The following is a 22,748-nucleotide window of genomic DNA, read 5'->3' as shown; positions in this document are numbered from 1 at the left end:
CATTGGAGTAAACAATGACAGAGCAAGTTAAAAAATTACAAGAAATTTTAGACGAAAACATGATCAGTTCGATCGAGTTCGCCCATTGTTTAGGAATATCAGAAGAACATGCCGCTGCTTATTGTGACGGCAAAAAAAAGCTGTCTGCTACGCTTCAGCGGCAAATTGAACAAACCTTTAGTAAACCTGCAAATTGGCTCAATACGGATGCCGATGCTGAAGGTCCTAACTTTGATCTCTTTGGGTAAACGTAATGGAAATTTCAAGCGAGCTAAATAAAAAACTGTCCAAACTGTCGTTAGTCGTATTTGATGTCGATGGTGTTTTAACAGATGGTAAACTGTATTACACCGAACAAGGTGAAGCTATCAAGGTGTTTCACGTTCGTGATGGTGTTGGCCTAAAGTTATTGTCTGATATGGGTATTCAAGTTGCCATTGTTACTGCAAAAGATTCTAAAATGGTGGCAAAGCGTATTAGTGAGTTGGGTATTAAGTATTACTTTCCGGGTGTTAAAAATAAACAAAACAAAGTGACTGAATTGGCTTCGAAACTGGGATTACCATTAGAAGAAGTAGCTTTTGTAGGCGACGATATGGTCGATATTCCTGCCATCAACGTTGTTGGGGTGTCTATGTGTCCGAGTGATGCATACGATTACGTACTTGAAAATGTTGATTACATTGTGCCCAAGAAGGGCGGTGAAGGTGTAGCACGTCATGTATGTGACCTTCTTTTGAAAGCTCAAGGCAAATACAAATTAGCTTACGAAAAATCTATGTCGGCCGATTTTGAACGCAAAAGAACGATATAGAAAACCAACGCTTTAGCTTTAGTAAGTTTGCACACTCTGAGGTTCTGCAAACATGGGATGACCCCGTGCTGCAGTACCTCGGTTTGAGTTAGAATGAAAGGAGCACTGATTACCCAGTAATAATATCTGGCAGCGATTTCGTCACATCATCAATGGCTTTTACTTGTTCTAAGAAAGGCTTAAGCATATCTAATGGGAGAGCCGACGGGCCGTCACATTTGGCTTTGGTTGGGTCTGGGTGCGCTTCTAAGAATAAACCGGCAATCTTTTGAGACATTCCAGCTTTTGCTAGATCGGTTACTTGGCTGCGACGACCATCGGCTGAATCTGTTCGTCCGCCTGGCTTTTGAAGGGCGTGGGTTACATCGAATATTACAGGGAACCCCGTTTCTTTCATGATGCCGAAACCCAACATATCGACAACCAGGTTATTGTAACCAAAGCTGGTGCCGCGCTCACATAAGATAAGTTTGTCGTTACCAGCCTCTTGGAATTTATTCAAAATATGCTGCATTTCATGTGGGGCTAGGAATTGTGCTTTTTTAATGTTGATAATGGCTTTGGTTTTCGCCATAGCAGATACTAAATCGGTCTGGCGCGACAAAAATGCGGGTAACTGAATAATATCAACCACTTCAGCAGCCGGTTGAGCTTGATATGGCTCGTGAATGTCCGTGATAATAGGCACATTGTAGGTTTCTTTGATTTCTTGAAGAATTTTCAGGCCTTCTTCTAAGCCTGGGCCTCTAAAGCTATTAATTGAGCTACGGTTCGCTTTGTCGAAGCTGGCTTTAAACACATAAGGAATATTCAAGCTTTCGGTGACATTTACGTAAGATTCTGCCGCGCGTAAGGCTAAGTCTCGGCTCTCTAGTACGTTTATTCCGCCAAATAGGGTAAAAGGTTGATCATTACCGCAGGCTATATCACCAATTGAAACGACTCGTTGTTGCATCAAATATTCCTCTTAATTAGAAAGTAGGCTATTGTAGCCGCCTTCTCACCGAAACCAAGTTTAAATGTTAACTGACACTGTAAAATCGACCATTCAATCGGCATATTCACACTATCTTGACGCTCGCGAGCTTAAATCTCGTTACGGACAAAAACACATGCTGGCTCAGATAGCCCGCAGTTTGTCGCGAATGGAAGTCGATAGCGAGGGCAATAAAATTGGTCAAGCGCCAATAGCGGTTATTGAAGCCGGTACTGGTACCGGTAAAACCGTCGGCTATGCTTTAAGTGCTATTCCTATGGCTCAAGCTTTTGAAAAGAAATTGGTTATCGCCACCGCGACAGTGGCGTTGCAAGAGCAGGTCGTCAATAAAGACATCCCGGATATAGAAAAGAATACCAATTTAAAGTTTAAAGCGGTGCTCGCAAAAGGCCGCGGTCGCTATTTGTGCACACACAAACTGGAGCAGCTGATTCAGTTCTACAGCGGCACTGTGGTGGCGATGTCTTTGTTTGAAGAGACTATGGAAGCCGATGAGGCCACATTAAATATATACAATGAACTTATGACCGATTTTGGTCGAGGTGCATGGAGTGGTGATCGGGATCAGTTGCCAGAGAAAGTGGATGATAAAATTTGGCAAACCCTAACATCGACGCACCGTGAATGTTTGAATAGACGTTGTCCGCATTTTCAGAATTGCCCATTCTTTGAGGCTAGAAACGAGCTAGAAGAAGCCGATGTAATCATCGCCAACCACGATTTAGTGATGGCCGATTTATCCCTCGGTGGCGGTGCAATTTTACCGGCACCCGAGGACACGATTTATATTTTTGATGAAGGTCACCATTTACCCGATAAAGCCCTGATGCATTTTGCCAGTCAACTGACGGCTAAGTATATGTTGAACCAATTCGAGCAGTGGAAGAAGCAAGTGCCTAAGCTGCGTTTAGAGTTGAATTATGGTGAGAAATCGGAGTACTTACTCGATCAGGTTGTTGATGAGCTGAGCGCCGCTCACCAGCACTTGGCATTTGCTTGGCAGGCATTGCAGCCTTGGTATCACCGCCTAGATAGAGACAACAATACGTTAACATTACTGCAACCTGAGCAAATAGAAGAATTTTCAGCCATATTAGAACCGTTGAATCACCCATTTACTCAGCTATTTCTAGCGATTGTTGCTTTAGAAGAGAATATTCGAAAACGGTTAGCCTCTGCGCAAGATATTGAAGAAAAAGACCACCTTCAAAACGCCATGCCCGTGGTTGGACGTTGGCTTCAACGAATGGAGCCAGCAAAGACTCTAGTTTCAAATTGGTTGCAAGAAGACTCACCCGATTACGCCCCAATAGCACGTTGGGTTGAACGGTTAGACACCCCAGAAAACCAAGATTTAGTCTTAAATACCAGCCCAGTATCGGCGAATCATGTTTTAAGAAGTTATTTGTGGAATCGTTGCAGCGCGGCCATTGTCACGTCTGCCACACTCACTATTGAGGGTAAATTCGATCGCTTTTTGAATCAAGCCGGTCTAAAAGATGACTCGGATGTACTGCGAGTAGATAGTCCGTTTGATTACCAAAATGCAGTAACCGCTAAAATACCGGCGATTGCTGTTGATGCAGCTAAAAAGACTGAGCACACCGCGTCTATAATCGAACTCATTGAAACGCAATTGCCTAAAGAAACCGGTAACCTGGTGCTGTTTTCATCACGTGCTCAAATGCATGAAACCTATGAAGGCTTAAGTGAAGAATGGCAGAAAATTGTTACCTTACAAGACGACCTTCCAAAATCAATGCTCATCAGTCACCACAAGGAACGTTTGGAGGGTGGGGCCGGTTCTACGTTGTTTGGGTTGGCCAGCTTAGCCGAAGGGGTAGATTTACCCGGTAACTATTTAACACATTTAGTGATAGCTAAATTGCCTTTTGGTACACCAGATGACCCGATTACGGCAACACTCTCGCAGTGGTTAGAGCAAAAACGGCTCAATCCTTTTCAGTTAGTGACGTTGCCATCAGCCATTATTCGATTGGTGCAAGCGTGTGGGCGTTTAGTTCGTAATGAAAATGATACTGGCACCATTTGGTTTATGGATCGCCGGATAATTGAAAAACGCTATGGAAAGAGTGTCATGCGTTCATTACCCAGTTACCGTTGGGAAATTGAATAAAGCCTGTTTGTTTGCGTTTACAGGTTCTAATTAAGATTCTGAACGCGGTTGGGATGTTTGAATTTTAAACAGCTGCTGCATTAAAATGGTATTGTCTGACTCTGTTAGCTTTTCAAACGCTAAATGCAACTGAGGGTTAGTATCGCTCTGCGTAATTTCAACTACATGAGCAATTGGAAAAAAGGTGAAAAAATGCGAACTTTGAATAATCGCTAAAGCCACTCGGTCTCCAATGTTCACGCTAGCGTTACTGGAAAACGAACAACCGCCTTCACCAATGTTTAAAGGTTGCGGCTTTAATCCAAAGTTTTGAACCTTTTCAATTTCTTGAGCTTTCAAGGTTAAATCTATTTTCTTTTGCATTAACTTGAGTGTTTTCTGAACAGATAAATCTTTAATTCGTTCACTCAGTGCATTGATTTCAGTATCGATATGGTTGGCTTCCATCATCATTGAAAGGGTGATCAATTCTGGGAAGCAATCTGAGCCATTGACGGTGTCTTCATCAACCGGTTTAAGCTGTACCACGGCATTCATGTCTACTCGAAAAGAATCGCGGTTATCATTGGAAACGTCAGGCATATTGGGCTCGTTGTCATTGTTATGTAAAATGAATCTAATTATGCCATTGTAGTCAATATAGTGGCGACTTGCCGCAAATTTTGGATATCTGTATGTTTCAAAGCTTACCGCTGTATATTGGGTTGCGCTATATACGTGCGAAACGACGAAATCACTTTATTTCGTTTATCTCTGCTGTTTCTATGATTGGCCTTACCTTAGGTGTCGCCGTGTTGATTATCGTGCTTTCGGTGATGAATGGCTTCGATAGAGAATTACGCACACGAATTTTAGGCATGGTGCCACACGCCACTATTTCACAGCCTGGTGAAATGACTAATGCCGAACAGGTTAGGGCAATTGCTTTAGAACACCCAAGAGTTTTAGGGGCTTCAGCTTATGTTCAAACGCAAGGCATGCTTGTAGGTAGCCGACAAACTAAAGGCGCTTTGCTCAGTGGTATAGAGCCCAGTACTGTGTCTACGGTTTCTATATTACCTAATCATTTACTGGAAGGTGATATCGAAAATTTGGCCGAAGGTGAATTTAACGTGATATTAGGCGATAACCTCGCACGTTCAATTGGAGCTTATGTTGGTGATAAAATTACCGTACTGGTGCCTCAATTATCGGTCAATATTGCGGGTATTCAACCCCGATTCAAGCGGTTTACAGTTTCTGGTATTTTTAAAGTAGGTGCCGAAGTTGATCAGTCTTTGGCTGTGTTTAATTTAAATGACCTAGCCAAGGTATTGCAATACGGCAACGCTGTTGATGGCATTCAGCTGAAGGTTGATGATTTATTCAAAGCTCGTTCAATAGCCAAAGAGGCCGGTCAATCACTCGAAGGGTATTACCGAGTGAGCGACTGGAGTGTGACTCAAGGCAACTTATTCCAAGCCATCCAAATGGAAAAGCGAATGGTGGGACTGTTGCTGTTTATGGTCATTGCTGTGGCCGGGTTTAACATAGTATCGAGCTTAGTGATGCTAGTGACCGATAAGCAAGGCGAAATTGCGGTACTTCGTACTATTGGCGCAACTCGTAGCCAAGTAATGGGAATATTCATTGTTCAGGGTACTGTCATTGGCGCGTTGGGCATTGTAGTCGGTACACTTTTAGGCATTTTAGGGGCATTAACCATTGCCGATATAATTGCCTGGATAGAAAGCGCATTTAATATTGAGTTTCTAAACGCAAACGTTTATTTCATCAGTTACATACCATCTCAGCTACAGGTGGGCGATATTTATACTGTGTCGATCAGTGCTTTTGTTATAGCGGCTTTGTCTACTATTTATCCAGCTTGGCGTGCTTCTCGAATTTCACCAGCGGAGGTGCTGCGTTATGAATCCTAATTCTGTTTTGTCGTGTCAGTCGGTATCGCGCTCTTTCAAACTAGGACACGAATCGATTGATGTGTTGAAAAACATTTCATTTGATATTTCAGCGGGTGAAATGGCCAGCATAGTTGGCACCAGTGGATCGGGTAAAACAACCTTGTTAAATTTGTTGGCCGGTTTAGACGAACCCAGCCAAGGCGAAGTATTAATGGCCGGGGAGAATTTGGCCAATTTATCGGATAAAGCCAAAGCCAAAGCCCGCAATAAACACATGGGTTTCGTGTTTCAGTTTCATCATTTACTGCCTGAGTTTTCAGCGCTCGATAACGTATTGATGCCGTGCCGGATTGTTGGCAAGGTGAGTGCGGAATCTCGTCAGTATGCTGAGCATTTGCTAAGCAGTGTGGGGTTAGGAGACAGAATGCGTCACCGCCCTGGTGAACTTTCTGGAGGTGAGCGTCAGCGAGTAGCGATAGCAAGAGCCTTGATTAACAAGCCGGCCGTGGTGTTAATGGATGAGCCTACTGGTAATTTAGATGAAGTCAGCTCTGAGCAGGCCCAAAAGTTGATCGAATCATTAAACGAACAGTTTAATGCAAGCTTTGTAATTGTGACGCACAACCAAGACTGGGCAAACCACATACCGATACAATTTAAGTTATCGAAAGGTCATTTAGAAAAGGTGACCTAATACTAATAAACTGGCTATGGTGAACAAGGATGTTTGCGTACGCTGGGTTGTTGCTAATTCCATGGCTGTGGTTTCACTACGGTATAGTTTGGGCGGCCTCCTATCTCATTTTTTTATCTATTACTGGGCAACTGGTTTCTATCCGATGTGCGTTAAGCATTATCGCTTTTGGCAGTATTTGCATTGCTACGTTACAGGTGCAATCGACACATACCTTGCCGATTCAATATCAGCACGATCAATTTGAGCTAACTATTTGTGCTGACTCTATCTTTAAACACTATGACGATGTAATGCTAGGTAATGCATTTATTGTATCGCAGCCAGATGAACTAAAATTACGCCGAGTATCTGCCGCCATTGGCGCTAAGTTTGAACTCGTTAACTCGCCGGGGTTGTGTATCGTTGGCATTTTTAGAGTGAAGCAGCCATTTGGACAATTGTTACCAGGGCAATTTAATGCCGATCAATATTATTTTTCTCAAAAAATAGATGCAAAAGTATCGTTGGTAAAGCTAGAGCGAAGTTATATTAACGATCGTTTGATGTTTCAATTAAATCGCAAAGCCCAACCGTACTTTTCTGATGAAAGCCACCAACAGTTGTGGGCGGCATTGGTTTTAGGCTGGTCTTCAGCAATGAGCGCCGAGTTAAAAGCACTTTTGGCCAGTAATCAGTTAGCCCACATGTTCGTAGTGAGTGGGTTTCATATTGGAATTATTGCGTTAATTGCCCACGGATTATGTTTTGGAATAGGTTGGGTATTGTCGCCTATGTATCGTTTACCATTAGAAATACGTTACGCTGGAGTGTTTGTTCTTACAACGAGTTATGTGGCTTTTATTGGTTGGCCCATACCCGCATTACGCGCATTAATAATGGCATTGGTACCATTAGTGTGCGTGGTACTGAGTGTAAAGTTGTCGGCGTATCGTAGCATTCTGATGGCTGCAATCATTGTATTACTGTTGTATCCGCAAACTTGGCTGAGTATTGGCAACTGGCTTAGCTTTGGGTCGGTATTGTTGATTATTGTAGCGATTCGTTGGCAACTGTTTGCGAATGTTTCAAAGATTACGGCTTTGTTTTTGTTTCAGCTGTTGATGAGCTTGCTATCTTTATTTTGGAGCTACTTTTATGGCCTTTCTTTTAATGCTTTGGGTTTTTTTATAAACCTACTTGCTAGTCCATTTATCACTTTTGTGATTTTTCCGCTGGCCATTTTAATGCTATGGCAGCCATCCCTATTGGTAGGGGTGTTTGAATGGTTTGCTGAACGTAGTTTAGACCTGATGAAGCAATCGGCTACTTTTGGCGTTGAAGGGAATACACTTTACGCATATATAGCGTTAAGCATTGTGTTGTTGGTTTTGTTTTTGGTTTGGCAGCCAGAGAAAAAAATAATATGGCTTTTTAGTTTGTCTGCATTGGCTGTGTGGCCAGTGGCGGTTATTAATCCTATTAAACTTAATCAACAACCCAATACTAATGTAGTGTTACGATTTTTTGATGTTGGTCACGGATTGGCCGTACTGATAAAAACACCCAGTGGCACCGTACTATTTGATACAGGAGGACGAATAGGCCAAGAAGACAGTATTTACGCTCGTAAATTATCATCGCTAGTACCAAATATCGACGCATTGATCGTTTCTCATTCAGACAGTGACCATTCTGCGGGCGTGTTAGATGTTTTAGAGCAGCACCCTTCGGCCAAACTATTTGGCGGTCAACCTGGCTTATTGCCCATTCCTTCTGAGAATTGCCATGATGCGCCATTTGTAAACGATCATTCATTTTTTATTCCGGTGCCCTATAACCTGCAGAAAAACGATAATGATCAATCCTGTGTGCTTGTGATTGAGCATGTAGGTAAACGAATTATTTTAACGGGGGACGCAGGGAAAAACGTTGAATATTTTCTAATGCAGGCTTACCCGCAACTGCTGCCATTTGATGTCGTTGTGCTCGGTCATCATGGCAGTGCATCGAGTAGTGCGACCGACTGGCTAAAGGCGAATAAAGAAGCGTTTTTTGTAAACAGTGGGGCTGATATGGCTCGTGGCAGTTGGCCAGCAACCGCAATACGTTCTTGGTTTGAATCAGAGAAAATTGCGTTAGCAAATACCGCAAAAAGAGGCACATTGGATGTTTTTGTGACACAGGTTGATATTCACATAAAATCTTACGAATCGGCGTTCAGAAAACGCCTTATTTATTGATTTTACTACTTTTTTTGAAATTTCCTATGTTAAAGTATGGCCACTTTATAGGAGATATTCATTGTGTTTGAAATAATAAAGGCTGGCGGGTTGTTAATGCTGCCCATTTTACTCAGTTCGGTGATTGCAATGGCCATAATTGTAGAGCGTTACTGGACATTACGCGTTTCTAAAGTAAGACCAAAAGACCAGTTACCACAGGTTTGGTTGTGGATTAAAAATCACGAACTAGACTCCACAAAAATTAAAGAGCTGGCTCAAAGTAGTCTTTTTGGGTTTGTTCTAGCGGCAGGGCTTCGTACCTCTAAACATGGTCGAGAAGCGATGAAAGACGCTATTCAAGAAGCCGGAAACCACGCTGCTCATGAAATGGAAAAATTCTTAAGTACGCTCGGTACTATTGCCGCTATATCTCCGCTTATGGGGCTGTTAGGTACGGTATTGGGTATGGTTGATGTGTTTTCTGACATTATGTTGCAAGGTACGGGCAATACGGCGGTGTTAGCCGGCGGTATCTCTAAAGCATTAATTACAACCGCTGCAGGGCTTTCAGTTGCTATCCCGGCCGTTGCATTTCATCGATCATTAACTCGTAAGGTAGATGAACTGTTAGTGCTTATGGAGCAAGACAGCACTAAATTAGTCGATGCAATTCATGCCGATACAGCGAAAGATAAGAAATGAGATTTCGACGATCAAGACAAGAAGAGGTATCGGTCAACTTAACCCCGTTGATTGATGTCGTTTTTCTACTGCTGATATTTTTTATGGTAACCACTACGTTTACCCGTGAAACCCAGTTGCAGATAACCTTGCCTGAGAGCCAATCGGAAGCTTCTGCTGAAAACACCGGCTTAATAGAAGTATTAGTAGACCGTACCGGTACTTATGCTGTTAATGGGCAGGTGTTAATTAAGCACGACATCGAATCGCTAAAACAAGCCTTAGAACAGGTTTCGGGTGGAGATGTAGAGCGGGCCATTGTTATAACCGCCGATGCCGCCGCGCCTCACCAATCCTTTATTCACGCACTAGACGCCGTTGCGCAACAGGGCTTTAATAAAGTGAGTATTACGACACAAACTCAAAGCGCGGAATAACTAAAAGGGTGGGCTAATGGACTTTTGGTATCGCTCTAAATTACCGTGGTTCGCCTTTTTATTGCAGCCATGGGTTGTTTTAGTTAACAGAATAACCCGCCAACGGCGCAAAAACCGTCGCTTAGAAGGGTATCGCGCGCCAGTATTAGTTGTCGGTAACATCACCGTTGGCGGTACAGGCAAAACGCCGATGATTCAATACCTTGTACAACTGTGTAAAAAGCATTCTATTAAAGTAGGTGTTGTAAGCCGAGGCTATGGTGGTAAATGCGACCAATACCCGTTAACTGTCTCTAAGGCTGTACCAGCCTCTGTTTGCGGAGATGAGCCCAAATTATTAAGTGAATCGTTAAATATTCCTGTTGTTGTATCCCCTAATAGGCACGAAGCCGTTCAACGCTTACTTTCTGAGTTTGAGGTAGATTTAGTCATTAGCGATGATGGCTTACAACATTATAATATGGCACGCGATATTGAGCTGGTGATGCTCGACGGCATTAGGGGCTTGGGCAATGGTCATTTGCTACCACTTGGTCCGTTACGTGAACAGTCGAGCCGCTTAAGTAAGGTAGATTTTATAGTCAGTAAGGGGGTTTGTGACCTGCCTATTCAAATAGATGCTCATGCCATTCCCACGTTAGGCCCCCCAAAAAACAGTGTAGGTGAAGAACTCTCATTTCAGCGGCCTATAAGATTGGTAACGGCCATTGGGAATGGAGATAGCTTTCTAACTTCAGTACAACAACTGGGCTATGAGGTGAGTAGTTCTGTATTTTTAACCGATCACGCCGTAATTCCTGAGAAAGAATTGAAAGCAAATACGCCCGTGGTAATTACCGAAAAAGACGCGGTGAAGTTAAACATAGCCGACTACCCCCATGTTTATGTTGCACCGCTGTTATTTACATTGCCCCATTCATTCGATGAGCAATTGCTCGCATTAGTAAGAGATAAAGTAGATGAAAAAAGCCGTCATCATTCCCGCTCGCTATAGTTCAAGCCGATTGCCAGGTAAGCCACTTAAGGATATTTTGGGCAAGCCGATGATTATTCGTGTTTGCGAAGCTGTAGATCCGAAGAGTGCCGATATTATTGCTGTGGCAACAGATGATGTTCGTATTGCAAATGTTGTTGAAGAGCATGGTTATAAAGCCATTATGACGCGTGACGATCACATTTGTGGGACCGATCGCCTTCATGAGGCGGCTAATAAACTGAAGTTAAACGCTGAAGATATCATCATTAATTTACAAGGTGATGAGCCACTAATGCCGAATGAAAACTTAAAACAGGTGAGCGATTTACTCGAACAAAATAGCGACATGGCTGTGTCTACCTTATATGAAGATATCAGTTTGACGGATGGCTTAGATAACCCAAATGCCGTGAAACTTGTGCAAGCCTTGAACGACCAAGTACTTTATTTTTCACGCGCCAATATTCCTTTTGATCGAGATAATTCGCGTACTCCATCAGAAATGTTGAAGCGCCATGTTGGCGTTTATGCATATCGAAAGTCGGCTTTAGATGCCTTTGTTACCTACCCAGAAAGTTCGTTAGAGGCTTTGGAGAAGCTAGAGCAATTACGGTTTCTAGAAAATGGTCATAAAATTATTGCCCAGAAGGCCAGAGTGACCATTCCAATCGGAGTCGATACAGAAGAAGATCTGCACAACGTAATTCAACTGTTTAAAGAGCAAGCCTTATGAAAAAGTGTTTAATGGTGTGCCTTGGCAATATTTGTCGTTCGCCGACAGCGCATGGTATTTTAGCGCATGAAATTGAGCGGCAAAAACTACCACTTTTCGTCGATTCCGCCGGAACCGCAGCTTATCATATAGGCAAAGCGCCAGATTCACGCAGCCAAGCTACGGCCAAGAAGCATGGCTACGACTTAAGCGACTTACGTGCTAGGCAAGTAGTCATTGATGATTTTTACGAATATGACTTCATTTTTGCAATGGACAACAGCAACTTAGCCAATCTTAAAGCCATGCAGCCAAAAGACGCCAACGCAAAAGTATCCTTGTACCTTGCATTCGCCAATCTAGAACAACAAGAAGTGCCAGATCCATATTACGGTGATGGTGACGGCTTTGAAGTTGTGCTGGACTTATGTGAACGCGCCACTCAACAGATTATTGATCGGTTAACATGATTACTCTTGAAGAAAATAAAGATTTAACTGGATTATCAACCTTAGGGTGTACTGCCAATGCGCGTTGGTATTACGAGCTTACAACAAGCAGTGATTTGCCGTTGCTTGTTGAGCGAATACAGCAGATTAGCAGTTCTATGAAGGTATTAGGCAGCGGCAGTAACCTTGTACTTACACCTAACATTGATGCCGTTGTTGTCCATAACAGCCTAATTGGCATAGAAATCGTTAAACAAGACGATTCCTATATTTGGTTAGAAGTGCAGGGTGGTGAAATTTGGCATTCTTTCGTAAATTGGTGTGTTGTTCAAGGCTATTCAGGTGTAGAGAATTTAGCGTTGATCCCTGGGACGGTAGGCGCAGCACCCGTTCAAAATATCGGGGCCTATGGCGTCGAAGTGGCCAGTGTAGTTGAGCAGGTAACGGCTTTTGACATTCAATTAAATGAATTTGTTACTTTAACGGCTGAAGACTGTAAATTTAGTTATCGTGACAGTTTATTTAAAGAGCACGAAGGCCGATTTGTTATTACATCGGTGCAGTTTAAGCTTAGCAAACAGTTGCAGCCAATTTTAACTTATGGGCCTTTGCAGGCACTTGCCGACCATCCTAACTTGAATGTTCAGCTCATTTTCGATTCGGTGATTGCTGTTCGTACGGAAAAGTTACCTGACCCAGCTAGCATTCCAAACGCCGGTAGTTTTTTTAAAAACCCAATTATTTCAGTTGATTCCTTTTCAAGCTTAGAAAAACAATTTCCCGATATTGTTCATTACCCTGCTGGAAGCAACATTAAATTAGCGGCAGGCTGGTTAATAGACCAGGTTGGTTTAAAAGGGCAGAGCAATCTTGACGGCGTGGGTTGTTATGCAAAACAAGCATTGGTACTGGTAAACCCAAACAAAGCAAACGGAGAAGCCGTTTTAGCGTGGGCAAAATGGGTACAACAACAAGTGTATAAAAAATTTGGTGTTACATTGGAGATGGAGCCACGTATTTGGCGTTAAAGTTTTTTGAGCTCGCCTAACTTCGCGTAACTTTCAAAAGACTGGCCATTAAAAATGAGTGTGTAATGTGCTGATTGCTTCACTGGGGTAGAAGCTGTAGGCCTTAACAGCGCTAAACACTCGCTGCCTGGGTGCCGAACAGACTGATATGCAATGCCATGGGCTTTATTTAGATAGGCTTGATCGGAAAATAAAATTGATTGGCTATAGTCACTAGGGTGGTGCAGGCTAGCTTCACCTCGCACATCTATTAGGTTTTCAACGATTCGGCCAGTGTAACTGCGTACAACTGCACTGACTTCATTTGTCCAGCCATGGCTGTGCCAAAACTTTGCAGTATGAAAAGACCACTCCTTAATAGCGGTTTCTATGCTTTTAGCGCAATAATACGCGCCTCTATTATCGGTACTGAATCGGCCTTCTCTTGGGTAGCAAAACGAAGCCATTAGTGCGCCCCAACCATCGCCGTTATTAAAATCTTCCGCGGCTATATAATTTGACCAATTAAACAAACGATCGTTAGTACTAGATTCTACTTGAGCCAACAAAAATGCATCTTGATCATTGGTATCAAACATGTTTTTGGGCGGAAACCGAGAATGGATTACCCGATAGTGTTGCCATAACGGTCTTGTTTTCGGGTAGTTATCCACGTTGAGCATCAAAGTACCGCCTTACATTGTAAAGTGCTGCCATGGTTCCGTGCTGTAACAAATAGTGCTTTACAGATTGCCCCTGGAATAAATTAGCCGAAGAAGGTTCATTGAAAAAATGGTTTAGAGCATTAGGAGCATCGGGAACACTTAACTTCATGGCTTTATAAATGCCAATTAATAATGAGAAACGCTCCATGACATCTCGGCTAATAGCCAAGGGTTGATGAGACTCCGCCTTTTTAACCCATTCGAACCAAGTACGGCGCTTTAACCCACCAAGAAGCTCTAAAGCTTCATCGACACTCAGCTGCAACTGCACCATAGCAACGTTCTTCATCCAACGAATACTCGCGGCGGCGTGTTCACTACCGAGCTGAGCGACACTGAGAGTGGCATAGTATTTTGAATCTGTTTGCTGGGCTAAATCGGCCATAACATGCTCTCTAAACCTTTGTTGGTAGTGTAGCTAATATTAAAGTGGGGTGCAAATATGCATTTTATGCACATGCTGTGCATAATAGCACCAGCAATAGGGCGGGCTGTTAGATATTTTCAATAAATCGTTGACATACAATATAAGTTGTATAAAGTGAGCGCCAGTTAGAAAGAACGTCTATTGTTTATCGGCTCCAATTCGTTGTTTATTGTTAAATTACGTCCTGTAGTGCATAAGTCAGTAGGAGATTCGTTTTTACTAAAAAACGCTCTCTAGAGCAAAATCAAATTAATACAGGATATATATCATGTCTAACAAAACTACTGGTACCGTTAAATGGTTCAACGAAACTAAAGGCTTTGGCTTCATCGAGCAAGAGTCTGGCCCAGACGTTTTCGCACATTTCTCTGCAATTGAAGGTTCTGGCTTCAAGACTTTGGCTGAAGGCCAAAAAGTTGAGTTCGTTGTAACTCAAGGCCAAAAAGGCCCTCAAGCTGAGAACATCGTAGCAATCTAATTGCTATTTTGTTGAAGAAAGGCTGCCAATTGGCGGCCTTTTTTGTGCCTGTAAACTTTTCAGCTTGTTAAATGTTAATTTGTTAAATATCTACAGGGCTAACCATTCCGCGTTCATGTAAGCCAACCACATGGGTATATATTTGAGTGGTCTCTATAGACGAGTGGCCTAATATTTCCTGAATATTCCTTAAATCGGTACCTTGGCGCAACAATTCTGTTGCAAAAGAATGCCTGAATGTATGACAAGAAACCTTCTTGTTGATGCCAGCTTTACCCTTAGCCTGCTTAACCGCTCGTTGAATTTGATCAGGCGAGACATGATGCCTGCGCTCTTTATCGCTTCGCGGATCTATCGAATAATCATTTGCAGGAAACACATATTGCCAGCCCAGTTCAAGTTCAGCCTTTGGCCATTTTTTAGCAAGGGCATCGGGCATAAAGACTCCCGCCTTACCTAAGGCTTTATCGGCCTCTAATGTATTGCGAACAAACTCAATTTGCATTTTTAAAGGCTCTACTAGAGCCGTTGGTAGCAGGGTTCTACGAGATTTATCGCCTTTTGCTTCCATTATAAAAAGACCTTTGTTATTAAAGTCTACATCCTTAACTCGTAAGCGGATTGCCTCACTGATGCGAAGCCCGCTACCGTAAAGTAGCTGCACAATTAGCTTTTTATTGCCCGAGAGTTGTTGAATAACCAATTGAGCCTCTTCACGAGACAGTACTGTGGGTACCTTTGGCTTGCGGCGCGCAAGAATGAAGTTTAGCCCCTCAGTACTAATACCCAAAAATTCACGAAACATAAAAATTAAGGCGTTCAACGCCGTAGCCTGGGTGTTGGGAGAGCAAAAGCGATCTTGAGATAGGTGGTTTAAAAAGCGCTCAATATCGCTCGTTTGAATTTCCTTTGGAGATTTGTACTCACAAAAGCGAATAAATCGCCGAATCCAAATCATGTAGGTTTTTTCAGTGCTATACGAAAGCCCCTTAGAGCGGATAAACCGGCATAATTGATCAGTAAATTTATTTTAATGTTCATTTATGTAGACGCGAGTATCGATAACCTTGTTTTTAGGCATAGTGTAATTTCCTTATTACAATGTGTTCTGTATGCATATACAGTAGTGAGGTTAGGGCGAAAAATATACGATTTGCATCACATAAACGGGCAGGTGTGCGGTAATTTATAGTGTTTATTTGAAATACAACGAAAGCGCGGTAAAACCACCTAGAATATTGAGATATATAAATAGAGGGTCACGAAGCCATAATCGAAGAGCGTACGTTTTTAAAGGGCTATCAGTACGGTATATACAGGAATACTGATGCACCTGCAGGAATCTTCTGGATATTCAAATTGACAGGTAAGCTGTTAATATACATTATGAACGACGTGTAGGAGTGGCGAGTGAATTTCATACAAGATTTAACCGCTCCTTATAAAAGCCGCAAGTGCGGAAGAATAAACTGTTATTGTGCAGACGAGGGATATTTAATATTAAATGGCACTATGTAGTAATTGTCATTTAATTTAGCACCATTTCCTCGTAAATAGATTAAATTTCCAGTGGCTTAAAGGTTTTTCCACTGGCATATTTAAGGCAATAATTTGTAGCAAAAGTCATAATATTTAGGCTTTTGTAATCTAAAAATAAAGGCAATGGTGGTCAATGCACATTAACAAGGTACAGCAGTATCGTGCCCACGGCACTGGACTCGCATACGCTCGCCACTGTGTACAACGTTATAAGCTTTTATGAGAGAAATTGAACTTACGATTAATAAGCTAGCACAAGAGTTGATTCCGCTTAAAGACGGTTTTGAGTGGTTTTCGAATTCCTCTGATGCCAAGAAAAACGAAATCATGAAGAGCTTGGATTACTGTATTTATCAATCCCACCCTACAGTCAAAGATATTGAGGAGGGTTTGATTAAATCGAATTTGAAAGAAACCTATTCGCCTTGCGTTCTTATTCGCAAGAAGCCATTTAGCGAGGTGCGTCAAAAAGTTCTAAGAATGAATGGTCTTGATCAGGAACGTTCTTTCAAACTGCTTTTATCTGTTTTCTCCGTTGCAGATGAGCGACGAAGAAAGACACAATGCATAGACGGGTGTGATCATGAATGGCACCAGATTTCAGGCTTATAACAAGCCAAAGCTACTCAGGCCAAAACGCAACTTCGTGGCTGGCCTTGGACTCAATCACGCTGCGCGCGATTTCGCCGTAGTTTAGGAACGTTAAACTTATGAAATACCTAGCCTTTATCTTCACATTGATACTTTTTACTGGATGTACCATTTCGGCAAATAACTATCATTTTGAAATTGAGAATTCAGCTTCAAAATCGTATGACGATTTTCATAGCATCTGGTGTTTTAGAACTTCTGACTCTATATCTGTCGAAATGTGTTCTAGCCCATATAGAAGTCGGTCCAGATTTATCGGGGTTCTAGTTCCTATATTTCCTCAAATTAATAGAGAATCCCGTTTAGCGTATGACATCAGAAGGTATAGAATTATTGAATTGAAGAACTTAAGTACAGTTAATCGAATTAGATTAAATGAACTAAATGGAATTCTATTGTGCGAAGAGCGTTTATCTCAAAACTGCCAAGTTAAAGCCGAAATTGAAGTTGAACCTAACAATTCAGTTTGGCTAAAAATACCTAACGGCATTACTCATGCTCTTACGATTGAATCCTTAAACAAAGAAATTGAATTAAAGATTAGGGAATTCGATGAGTCGCGGTGGCACTTGGTAACCGTTTAGTTTAACAAGGTGCGGCAGCAATGAAGCTCGCCAAAAAACTGCTGCGCGGCGGGCTTGGGACTCGTTCCCTATCAGTCACTCGCCCCTGCGCTTGGCGTTAAGTTTTTTAAAAGGAGTTGGATATTCGCTTTAAGCTTATGTTTTTTCTAGGACTAATGGGGAGCCTTAATGCTGCTCTTGACACTTATGAAGCTGGGATCAGTCTAAATGCTGTATTTGCTGTAATAATCTTCGGAGTTCTTACGGCACTACCTGCTTTTATGGCATTCTTTGCATCCTATCAAACTAGCTTCACGATATTAAGAATTAACGTTTATAGGGCTGCTTCAGACTTAGTTCTATTAGGTAGTTTAGCCGTTTGGCTCTACTTAATATTTATTCGCGAACGTCCCGATTTTTATGAGGGGGCATCGCATATGTATATTTTGTTTTGGCCGTTTCTAATTGGGGCGGGAGCCATAGCATTATTTATGGGTTGCGGAGTGTTTAATATATTGCATTGGTCGCTACTAAAACTTAACAAACCATTGCAACGGACTCGGTAAAAGCTCCTCGCCGTTGAATAGGGGCGTTAAATTTCAAGGAGGTAATGTATGTCATTTTCAGACATGATGAATGATCAATTATTGTTACGAAAACAAAGTGGTGAAGTCGTAGAAGGTATAAAGGCAGCTGTAACTCCGAATTTAATAGTAACTGAGAGTTATGATGTAGCAATTGAATCGGGTGACCTTTTAGTCCGTAAACTTCCTAGCGGTCTTGAAGAAACATTTAAAATTATAGATCCGGGATTTTATCAAGGCATGAGTGGAATATCTTCTGGGTACAAGATTTCTTATAAGAAACTAGGAATTCCTGAAGCTGAATCCGAAATTAAGAATATAACTTATAATTTTCATGGTAATAATTCTCGCGTAAATAATAATTCAACGGATAACTCTAATAACGTTGTAAATATAAATAATGAATTAGTTGAAAGTGTTGAGGCTTTAAAGACTGAAATAAACCGCCTTGAATTATCGACCGAAGATAAATCTGAAGCAATAGAGGTCGTTGGAGCAATAGAAGAGCAGTGTAAAAATGAACGTCCAAGTAAGGTTGTTATAAGCGCACTGATTAAGTCTTTGCCAACAGCAGCATCCATAGCTTCAATTGGTTCACTTATTGTTTCGTTGCTCTAAAGTCAGCAGTAATTGCAATTTAACAAGCGCATGTTGTCGGATTGGTTTTCCGCTGCGCTCCAAACCAACCGCAAATGCGGACGTTACAGGTAGAAAACCATTTGAAACGATTGAATGTAGTCTGTACCTAAATTTAGCTTTGCTCGTATAAACTTGTGGTTTTTAGTGCATCGGTGCACAAATTTAACCGGCTAGCTTGTACGCAATAGTCATCGCTCCCAAGCTAGGGTAGAGTGAATAGCCAGCCTCGTTAAGCTGGCAACCAAATTTAAAGGCCATCAAGCTGAAATACTGCACCAAAAGCGGAGCTTGATGGAAAACAATAAATTAAAAAGCACGTGGGCACGTGATAGTTAAGAGCCACAAGCCACTACTTGTAACAAGGCGCAGCTGCATCGTGCCTACGGCACTGGACTCACTGTCGTTCGCCGCAGTGCTTTGCGTTACAGGTGGAAGGGCATTTAAAACTATTGAATGAATCCTGCACCAAAATATAGTTTTGCTCGTATAAATTTATGGTTTTTAGAGCAACGGGTCACAACTTTAACAGGCTAGCTTGTACGCAATAGTCATCGCTCCCAAGCTAGGGTAGAGTGATTAGCCAGCCTAGTTAAGCTGGCAACCAAGTATAAAGGTCATCAAGCTAAACTTCCGCACCAAAGGCGGAGTTTGATGGAAAACAATAAATAATTAAGCACGTTGGCACGTGATAGTTATGAGCTACAGGCCACTACTTGTAACAAGGCGCAGCTGCATCGTGCCTACGGCACTGGACTCACTGTCGTTCGCCGCAGTGCTTTGCGTTAATTTTAAAAAGGTAGGTTATGGAAAACCTGAAAATTCTTTTGAATTCAATGCTCAGCAATACTGCTATTGCAACGGTAATTATCCCTGGAATTGCTTATCCATTTCTAACCGCTCAGTTGGGACTTTGGGTAGCAACAATAATCTTGGCAGTTTATTGCCTATTAATTGATTTAAAGTTTAGAGTTCTGGGTAACTTCGCTTACTTGTTTCTATTGTTTGGAGTAATAGACATAGCAATTACGCTCATAGTGCCCAAAAGCTATCTGAGTGACGCGCTTTCTATTCAAGCTCAGGTATATGCAGTCCAATCATCCATCATCCTTATCGCATTTATGGTTCTTAATAAACCTATACCAATGTTGCTCGCTGAAGCCTTTGCTCCACCCTTGAAAGACGTCAGAAACGAGCATGGCAGTACCTATATAAGTATATTCAAAACCATATCTATTGTTTGGGCTATTGCCTATTTGGTCAAAGCGGCATTGTTTCTACTGGGAGATTACTCTGAAACAGCCTACTCAATTGTTAGAGTAGTTACGGGCTGGCCACTAGTTGTTTCTGTGGTATATTTCTCCATAGCATACAGTAGGAAGCAATTTGAGATTCAGGGGTTACAAAATTAACAAGGCCCAGCAACCACAGGCCCTAAATACCCCCTCCGCGTTGCTGCGGGCGGGCCTTCGACTCGCTGCCGCTCGCGGCTGTGAGCAACGTTACAGGTGGAAAAGTATTTAAGACTATTGAGTGTAGTCTGCACCAAAATATAGTTTTGCCCGTATTAATTTGTGGTTTTAGGTGCAACGGTTCACAAATTTAACAGGCTAGCTTGTACGCAATAGTCATCGCTCCCAAGCTAGGGAAAAGTGAATAGCCAGCCTCGTTAAGCTGGCAGCCAATTTTAAAGGACATCAAGCTTAAATGCCGCTTCAAAAGCGAAGTTTGGTGAAAAACAATAAATAATAAAGCACGTAGGCACGTGATAGTTAAGAGCCACAGGCCACTACTTGTAACAAGGCGCAGCTGCATCGTGCCTACGGCACTGGACTCACTGTCGTTCGCCGCAGTGCTTTGCGTTAGGTGCAATATGGAAGTAGCTGAAATCAAACAGAGGATTGAAATTGAAGGCCTCGAGATTATTAGACGGTATCCTTCCGATGAAGCTCTCGTAGATTATCCTCGCGAAAAATTAAACAGAAATATTGAGGCTCATAAAGCTGATGGGAGTCTTGTTTGGATAATACAGGAGTGTCCAGCTGGTGGAGCGACAGAAGATAAGGCTTATATGGATATGCATGTTGAGGATGGTCAATTAATTGCTGGTAACTGGGTTGGTCTAGATTTCATCGTAAATATAAAAAATGGTGATGTGATACCAATAAATAAAGGTAGGCGCCCATGGTAAATTTCCCACCTAACAATCACAGGCAGTCGACGCTGAACTTCCCCCGTTTTAGTGGACACCTCTAGATAACGCATCTGGAGGTAATTTTGCCAAAGTATAATAATCCACGTAAAACGTGGCAGTATTCAACAGAGTTTAAAGTTCGAGCTGTTAAAATGAGCTATCAACCTGATATTAAAAGTTCTCAGGTTGCGGAAGGCTTGGGTATTCATCCATTTATGTTGTCCCGTTGGCGCAAAGAGTATCGAGAAGGCCATCTTCAAGGTGATGGAAAAAGGCGAGTAGGTTTGTCAAAGAAACGCAAAGTGAAATCGGCGAAGCAAATAACTGAGAACGCTCAGTTAAAAAAAGAAATCGATAGATTAAAGAGGGAAAATGACCTTCTAAAAAAGTGGCAACAGTATCTGGCGGATCAACATCAGAACGATTTGGGTTCATCCACAGATACGGAAAAGAAATAGGGGTACGTAACCTTTGTCGTTGGATGCAGGTATCGCCCAGCGGCTACTATGCATGGCGTCAGCGAGGGACAACAGATCGGGCATTGTCCGATCAGCAATTGTTAAAACAGATCACGAAGATATTTGACGACAGTCACGGACGATATGGCAGTCCTAGAGTCTATGAATCCCTGCGTCAGAGCGGTTACCGCATCGCTAAGAAGCGTGTCGAGCGGCTAATGCGTGAAGCAGGGCTCAAAGCCAGGGTCACCAAAGTAACGCGGCGAATGCCAGGACTTAAACGCTTCATAGCGAAAGGTGAAAATCGATTATTAGCGCGCGACGCTGCAACGGCACCGGATCAAGTTTGGGTCGCCGATGTAACCTATATTAAATTACAAGGAAAGTGGACGTATTTAGCAACGATCATGGATCAATACTCGCGCCGGATATTGGGTTGGTCATTATCCTATTCTAGAACAACGGAGTTAACGACAACCGCTTTAAGGTATGTCATTAAAAAAGGGCGAAACCCAAAAAATGTTATTTTTCACACCGATAGAGGTGTTGAATTTACGGGCTCGGTCTTTCAATCTGAATTGGTAAAATATGGTATGCATCACAGTGTCAATCGACCAGGACATTGTACAGACAATGCGTTCATGGAATCGTTTTACCATTCCTTAAAAGGTGAGTTAATCCGGCAAACCTATTTTAAAGGAATAGAAGAGTTGCGATCTGAGCTTAGCAGGTATATAAATAAATTTTACAATACGGTGAGGTTACACTCAGGTATTGGGTATATGTCACCAATTAATTATGAACAAATGGCAGCGTGAATCCCGAGGTGTCCATTTTATCGGGGGAAGATCACGCGAAAAAGCACGCGCAACTGCTGCAAGCGTTAGTTGTAGGAATTGGAGTATCTATTGTTTTACCGTAGAAAATATTACATAGTCGCTAATCAGTATTTAGACGAATTTAATAAGCTGTTTAATGAAGTAAATCTTCCTAATCAACTGAAGCACGGTACCAGAATTGTAGGCAGATGGATGCTCCCTTTAGATGAAAATCGAGTTGAAGTATTCGCAATATGGGAATATGACAGTAAAGACGAATATGAGAGAATAGAAGCTAATATTCGTTCAGACGAAACGCACGTTCAACGCATCGCAGATTGGTATAAATCAAAGGGTGGTAGAGATATTGTGCATCGTGACTGGTTTCTTGAAGTAAGAAATGAAGAAATTTACTCGACTGTGCCAACACTCAACTAACAATAACAGGCAATGGACGCGAAAAAAACCGCGCCAATGCTGTAAGCGTTATTGTGCAGACGAGGGATATTTAATACTAAATGGCACTATGTAGTAATTGTCTTTTAATTTAGCACCAGCTTCCTCGCGAATAGCTTAAATTTCTAGTGGCCTAAACGCTGCGCCACTGGCATATTAAAGGCACTAATTTTTGGCAAAAGTCATAGTATTTTGGCTTTTGTAATCTAA

Annotated in this window: 36 protein-coding genes and 1 pseudogene; 26 read left to right on the top strand and 11 right to left on the bottom strand. The window is 42.1% G+C overall.

The window, feature by feature from the left end; genetic code table 11:
* Positions 1–14 precede the first annotated feature (14 nt).
* On the top strand, positions 15–248 hold the full coding sequence (locus QWZ13_RS11930; protein WP_290281971.1) for a hypothetical protein: 234 nt from the start codon (positions 15–17) through the stop codon (positions 246–248).
* A gap of 5 nt (positions 249–253) precedes the next feature.
* Positions 254–814 (top strand): KdsC family phosphatase, encoded by a 561-nt coding sequence (locus QWZ13_RS11925; protein WP_290281970.1) that lies wholly within the window; start codon positions 254–256, stop codon positions 812–814.
* A gap of 109 nt (positions 815–923) precedes the next feature.
* Here QWZ13_RS11925 and kdsA read toward each other — a convergent pair whose 3' ends face one another.
* On the bottom strand, positions 924–1,769 hold the full coding sequence (gene kdsA, locus QWZ13_RS11920) for a 3-deoxy-8-phosphooctulonate synthase (RefSeq protein ID WP_216001655.1): 846 nt from the start codon (positions 1,767–1,769) through the stop codon (positions 924–926).
* Positions 1,770–1,833: 64 nt separating this feature from the next.
* On the opposite strand from kdsA, the gene dinG reads away from it, so the two are divergent.
* Positions 1,834–3,948 (top strand): ATP-dependent DNA helicase DinG, encoded by a 2,115-nt coding sequence (gene dinG, locus QWZ13_RS11915; protein WP_290281969.1) that lies wholly within the window; start codon positions 1,834–1,836, stop codon positions 3,946–3,948.
* A gap of 30 nt (positions 3,949–3,978) precedes the next feature.
* Here dinG and QWZ13_RS11910 read toward each other — a convergent pair whose 3' ends face one another.
* Complete coding sequence (locus tag QWZ13_RS11910) at positions 3,979–4,530, bottom strand: PilZ domain-containing protein (protein WP_290281968.1); 552 nt, start codon at positions 4,528–4,530, stop codon at positions 3,979–3,981.
* 92 nt (positions 4,531–4,622) lie between these two features.
* On the opposite strand from QWZ13_RS11910, the gene QWZ13_RS11905 reads away from it, so the two are divergent.
* From QWZ13_RS11905 to murB, 9 genes are all read left to right on the top strand, one after another.
* A complete protein-coding gene (locus QWZ13_RS11905; RefSeq protein ID WP_290283348.1) occupies positions 4,623–5,867 on the top strand; it encodes a lipoprotein-releasing ABC transporter permease subunit in 1,245 nt (414 codons plus the stop codon).
* A complete protein-coding gene (locus tag QWZ13_RS11900; protein ID WP_290281967.1) occupies positions 5,857–6,543 on the top strand; it encodes an ABC transporter ATP-binding protein in 687 nt (228 codons plus the stop codon). The genes QWZ13_RS11905 and QWZ13_RS11900 overlap by 11 nt, the downstream gene beginning before the upstream one ends.
* A gap of 29 nt (positions 6,544–6,572) precedes the next feature.
* Positions 6,573–8,765, top strand: coding sequence for a ComEC/Rec2 family competence protein (locus tag QWZ13_RS11895; protein WP_290281966.1), 2,193 nt, complete (start codon positions 6,573–6,575; stop codon positions 8,763–8,765).
* 96 nt (positions 8,766–8,861) lie between these two features.
* Positions 8,862–9,449: a MotA/TolQ/ExbB proton channel family protein gene (locus QWZ13_RS11890; RefSeq protein WP_252729235.1), complete on the top strand. Its 588-nt coding sequence runs from the start codon at positions 8,862–8,864 to the stop codon at positions 9,447–9,449.
* Positions 9,446–9,865, top strand: a complete 420-nt coding sequence (locus QWZ13_RS11885; protein WP_216001662.1) for an ExbD/TolR family protein — start codon at positions 9,446–9,448, stop codon at positions 9,863–9,865. The genes QWZ13_RS11890 and QWZ13_RS11885 overlap by 4 nt, the downstream gene beginning before the upstream one ends.
* Before the next feature lie 16 nt (positions 9,866–9,881).
* On the top strand, positions 9,882–10,859 hold the full coding sequence (gene lpxK / locus QWZ13_RS11880; protein ID WP_290281965.1) for a tetraacyldisaccharide 4'-kinase: 978 nt from the start codon (positions 9,882–9,884) through the stop codon (positions 10,857–10,859).
* Positions 10,825–11,574 (top strand): 3-deoxy-manno-octulosonate cytidylyltransferase, encoded by a 750-nt coding sequence (kdsB, locus tag QWZ13_RS11875; RefSeq protein WP_290281964.1) that lies wholly within the window; start codon positions 10,825–10,827, stop codon positions 11,572–11,574. The genes lpxK and kdsB overlap by 35 nt, the downstream gene beginning before the upstream one ends.
* Positions 11,571–12,023, top strand: coding sequence for a low molecular weight protein-tyrosine-phosphatase (locus QWZ13_RS11870; protein WP_290281963.1), 453 nt, complete (start codon positions 11,571–11,573; stop codon positions 12,021–12,023). Before kdsB ends, QWZ13_RS11870 begins: the two co-directional genes overlap by 4 nt.
* Entirely contained in the window at positions 12,020–13,030 is a 1,011-nt protein-coding gene (gene murB, locus QWZ13_RS11865; protein ID WP_290281962.1) for a UDP-N-acetylmuramate dehydrogenase, read from the top strand. The genes QWZ13_RS11870 and murB overlap by 4 nt, the downstream gene beginning before the upstream one ends.
* On the opposite strand, the gene QWZ13_RS11860 is transcribed toward murB, so the two are convergent.
* Together QWZ13_RS11860 and QWZ13_RS11855 are read right to left on the bottom strand one after the other, a co-directional pair.
* Positions 13,027–13,692, bottom strand: coding sequence for an RES family NAD+ phosphorylase (locus tag QWZ13_RS11860; RefSeq protein ID WP_290281961.1), 666 nt, complete (start codon positions 13,690–13,692; stop codon positions 13,027–13,029). The two genes, murB and QWZ13_RS11860, sit on opposite strands and share 4 nt — an antisense overlap.
* Positions 13,676–14,119, bottom strand: a complete 444-nt coding sequence (locus QWZ13_RS11855) for a hypothetical protein (protein WP_290281960.1) — start codon at positions 14,117–14,119, stop codon at positions 13,676–13,678. The genes QWZ13_RS11860 and QWZ13_RS11855 overlap by 17 nt, the downstream gene beginning before the upstream one ends.
* A 310-nt stretch (positions 14,120–14,429) precedes the next feature.
* On the opposite strand from QWZ13_RS11855, the gene QWZ13_RS11850 reads away from it, so the two are divergent.
* On the top strand, positions 14,430–14,639 hold the full coding sequence (locus tag QWZ13_RS11850; RefSeq protein ID WP_216001669.1) for a cold-shock protein: 210 nt from the start codon (positions 14,430–14,432) through the stop codon (positions 14,637–14,639).
* Positions 14,640–14,721: 82 nt separating this feature from the next.
* On the opposite strand, the pseudogene QWZ13_RS11845 reads toward QWZ13_RS11850, so the two are convergent.
* A pseudogene (locus tag QWZ13_RS11845) lies at positions 14,722–15,645 on the bottom strand (integron integrase); the annotation flags it as partial.
* A gap of 27 nt (positions 15,646–15,672) precedes the next feature.
* Between QWZ13_RS11845 and QWZ13_RS11840 the strand changes: the two are divergent.
* The gene (locus QWZ13_RS11840; protein WP_290281959.1) at positions 15,673–15,831 is read left to right on the top strand and encodes a hypothetical protein; all 159 of its coding nucleotides are present in this window, start codon (positions 15,673–15,675) and stop codon (positions 15,829–15,831) included.
* Between the two features lie 3 nt (positions 15,832–15,834).
* Here QWZ13_RS11840 and QWZ13_RS11835 read toward each other — a convergent pair whose 3' ends face one another.
* Complete coding sequence (locus QWZ13_RS11835) at positions 15,835–15,972, bottom strand: hypothetical protein (protein WP_290281958.1); 138 nt, start codon at positions 15,970–15,972, stop codon at positions 15,835–15,837.
* Between the two features lie 346 nt (positions 15,973–16,318).
* Positions 16,319–16,507, bottom strand: coding sequence for a hypothetical protein (locus QWZ13_RS11830; RefSeq protein WP_290283445.1), 189 nt, complete (start codon positions 16,505–16,507; stop codon positions 16,319–16,321).
* Between QWZ13_RS11830 and QWZ13_RS11825 the strand changes: the two genes are divergently transcribed.
* A complete protein-coding gene (locus QWZ13_RS11825; protein ID WP_290283347.1) occupies positions 16,440–16,790 on the top strand; it encodes a DUF5958 family protein in 351 nt (116 codons plus the stop codon). The two genes, QWZ13_RS11830 and QWZ13_RS11825, sit on opposite strands and share 68 nt — an antisense overlap.
* Before the next feature lie 10 nt (positions 16,791–16,800).
* Here QWZ13_RS11825 and QWZ13_RS11820 read toward each other — a convergent pair whose 3' ends face one another.
* On the bottom strand, positions 16,801–16,941 hold the full coding sequence (locus tag QWZ13_RS11820) for a hypothetical protein (protein ID WP_290281957.1): 141 nt from the start codon (positions 16,939–16,941) through the stop codon (positions 16,801–16,803).
* Positions 16,942–16,961: 20 nt separating this feature from the next.
* Here QWZ13_RS11820 and QWZ13_RS11815 point away from each other — a divergent pair, with 20 nt between their 5' ends.
* The 3 genes from QWZ13_RS11815 (at position 16,962) to QWZ13_RS11805 (ending at position 17,958) form a co-directional block, all read left to right on the top strand.
* A complete protein-coding gene (locus QWZ13_RS11815; RefSeq protein ID WP_290281956.1) occupies positions 16,962–17,096 on the top strand; it encodes a hypothetical protein in 135 nt (44 codons plus the stop codon).
* Between the two features lie 71 nt (positions 17,097–17,167).
* Positions 17,168–17,413, top strand: coding sequence for a hypothetical protein (locus tag QWZ13_RS11810; protein WP_290281955.1), 246 nt, complete (start codon positions 17,168–17,170; stop codon positions 17,411–17,413).
* Positions 17,414–17,568: 155 nt separating this feature from the next.
* Positions 17,569–17,958: a hypothetical protein gene (locus QWZ13_RS11805; protein WP_290281954.1), complete on the top strand. Its 390-nt coding sequence runs from the start codon at positions 17,569–17,571 to the stop codon at positions 17,956–17,958.
* Here QWZ13_RS11805 and QWZ13_RS11800 read toward each other — a convergent pair.
* Entirely contained in the window at positions 17,930–18,130 is a 201-nt protein-coding gene (locus tag QWZ13_RS11800; protein WP_290281953.1) for a hypothetical protein, read from the bottom strand. The two genes, QWZ13_RS11805 and QWZ13_RS11800, sit on opposite strands and share 29 nt — an antisense overlap.
* Before the next feature lie 178 nt (positions 18,131–18,308).
* Complete coding sequence (locus QWZ13_RS11795; protein ID WP_290281952.1) at positions 18,309–18,557, bottom strand: hypothetical protein; 249 nt, start codon at positions 18,555–18,557, stop codon at positions 18,309–18,311.
* A 20-nt stretch (positions 18,558–18,577) separates the two neighbouring features.
* On the opposite strand from QWZ13_RS11795, the gene QWZ13_RS11790 reads away from it, so the two are divergent.
* From QWZ13_RS11790 to QWZ13_RS11775, 4 genes are all read left to right on the top strand, one after another.
* Entirely contained in the window at positions 18,578–18,745 is a 168-nt protein-coding gene (locus QWZ13_RS11790) for a hypothetical protein (protein ID WP_290281951.1), read from the top strand.
* A gap of 195 nt (positions 18,746–18,940) precedes the next feature.
* The gene (locus QWZ13_RS11785; protein WP_290281950.1) at positions 18,941–19,072 is read left to right on the top strand and encodes a hypothetical protein; all 132 of its coding nucleotides are present in this window, start codon (positions 18,941–18,943) and stop codon (positions 19,070–19,072) included.
* Between the two features lie 228 nt (positions 19,073–19,300).
* Positions 19,301–19,570 carry a hypothetical protein gene (locus tag QWZ13_RS11780; RefSeq protein ID WP_290281949.1) on the top strand — a complete coding sequence of 90 codons (270 nt, stop codon included), beginning with the start codon at positions 19,301–19,303 and terminating at the stop codon, positions 19,568–19,570.
* Positions 19,545–20,024, top strand: coding sequence for a hypothetical protein (locus QWZ13_RS11775; protein WP_290281948.1), 480 nt, complete (start codon positions 19,545–19,547; stop codon positions 20,022–20,024). The genes QWZ13_RS11780 and QWZ13_RS11775 overlap by 26 nt, the downstream gene beginning before the upstream one ends.
* Here the strand turns inward: QWZ13_RS11775 and QWZ13_RS11770 are convergent.
* The gene (locus tag QWZ13_RS11770; protein WP_290281947.1) at positions 20,021–20,161 is read right to left on the bottom strand and encodes a hypothetical protein; all 141 of its coding nucleotides are present in this window, start codon (positions 20,159–20,161) and stop codon (positions 20,021–20,023) included. The two genes, QWZ13_RS11775 and QWZ13_RS11770, sit on opposite strands and share 4 nt — an antisense overlap.
* Positions 20,162–20,377: 216 nt before the next feature.
* On the opposite strand from QWZ13_RS11770, the gene QWZ13_RS11765 reads away from it, so the two are divergent.
* From QWZ13_RS11765 to QWZ13_RS11755, 4 genes are all read left to right on the top strand, one after another.
* Positions 20,378–20,803, top strand: a complete 426-nt coding sequence (locus tag QWZ13_RS11765) for a DUF7957 family protein (protein ID WP_290281946.1) — start codon at positions 20,378–20,380, stop codon at positions 20,801–20,803.
* 86 nt (positions 20,804–20,889) lie between these two features.
* Positions 20,890–22,082 (top strand): IS3 family transposase gene (locus QWZ13_RS11760; RefSeq protein ID WP_290280507.1). Its coding sequence is split into 2 segments (ribosomal slippage): positions 20,890–21,187 and positions 21,187–22,082, totalling 1,194 coding nucleotides; the frame shifts between segments, so codons are not numbered across the junction.
* A gap of 78 nt (positions 22,083–22,160) precedes the next feature.
* The gene (locus QWZ13_RS19935; RefSeq protein ID WP_353958983.1) at positions 22,161–22,520 is read left to right on the top strand and encodes an NIPSNAP family protein; all 360 of its coding nucleotides are present in this window, start codon (positions 22,161–22,163) and stop codon (positions 22,518–22,520) included.
* Positions 22,483–22,614 (top strand): hypothetical protein, encoded by a 132-nt coding sequence (locus QWZ13_RS11755; protein ID WP_290281945.1) that lies wholly within the window; start codon positions 22,483–22,485, stop codon positions 22,612–22,614. Before QWZ13_RS19935 ends, QWZ13_RS11755 begins: the two co-directional genes overlap by 38 nt.
* The last annotated feature ends 134 nt before the right edge of the window (positions 22,615–22,748 follow it).

This window comes from Reinekea marina (genome assembly GCF_030409715.1).
Classification (GTDB): domain Bacteria; phylum Pseudomonadota; class Gammaproteobacteria; order Pseudomonadales; family Natronospirillaceae; genus Reinekea; species Reinekea marina.
Note: the sequence above shows the minus strand (reverse complement) of the source record. Positions and strands in the feature narration are given on the sequence as shown.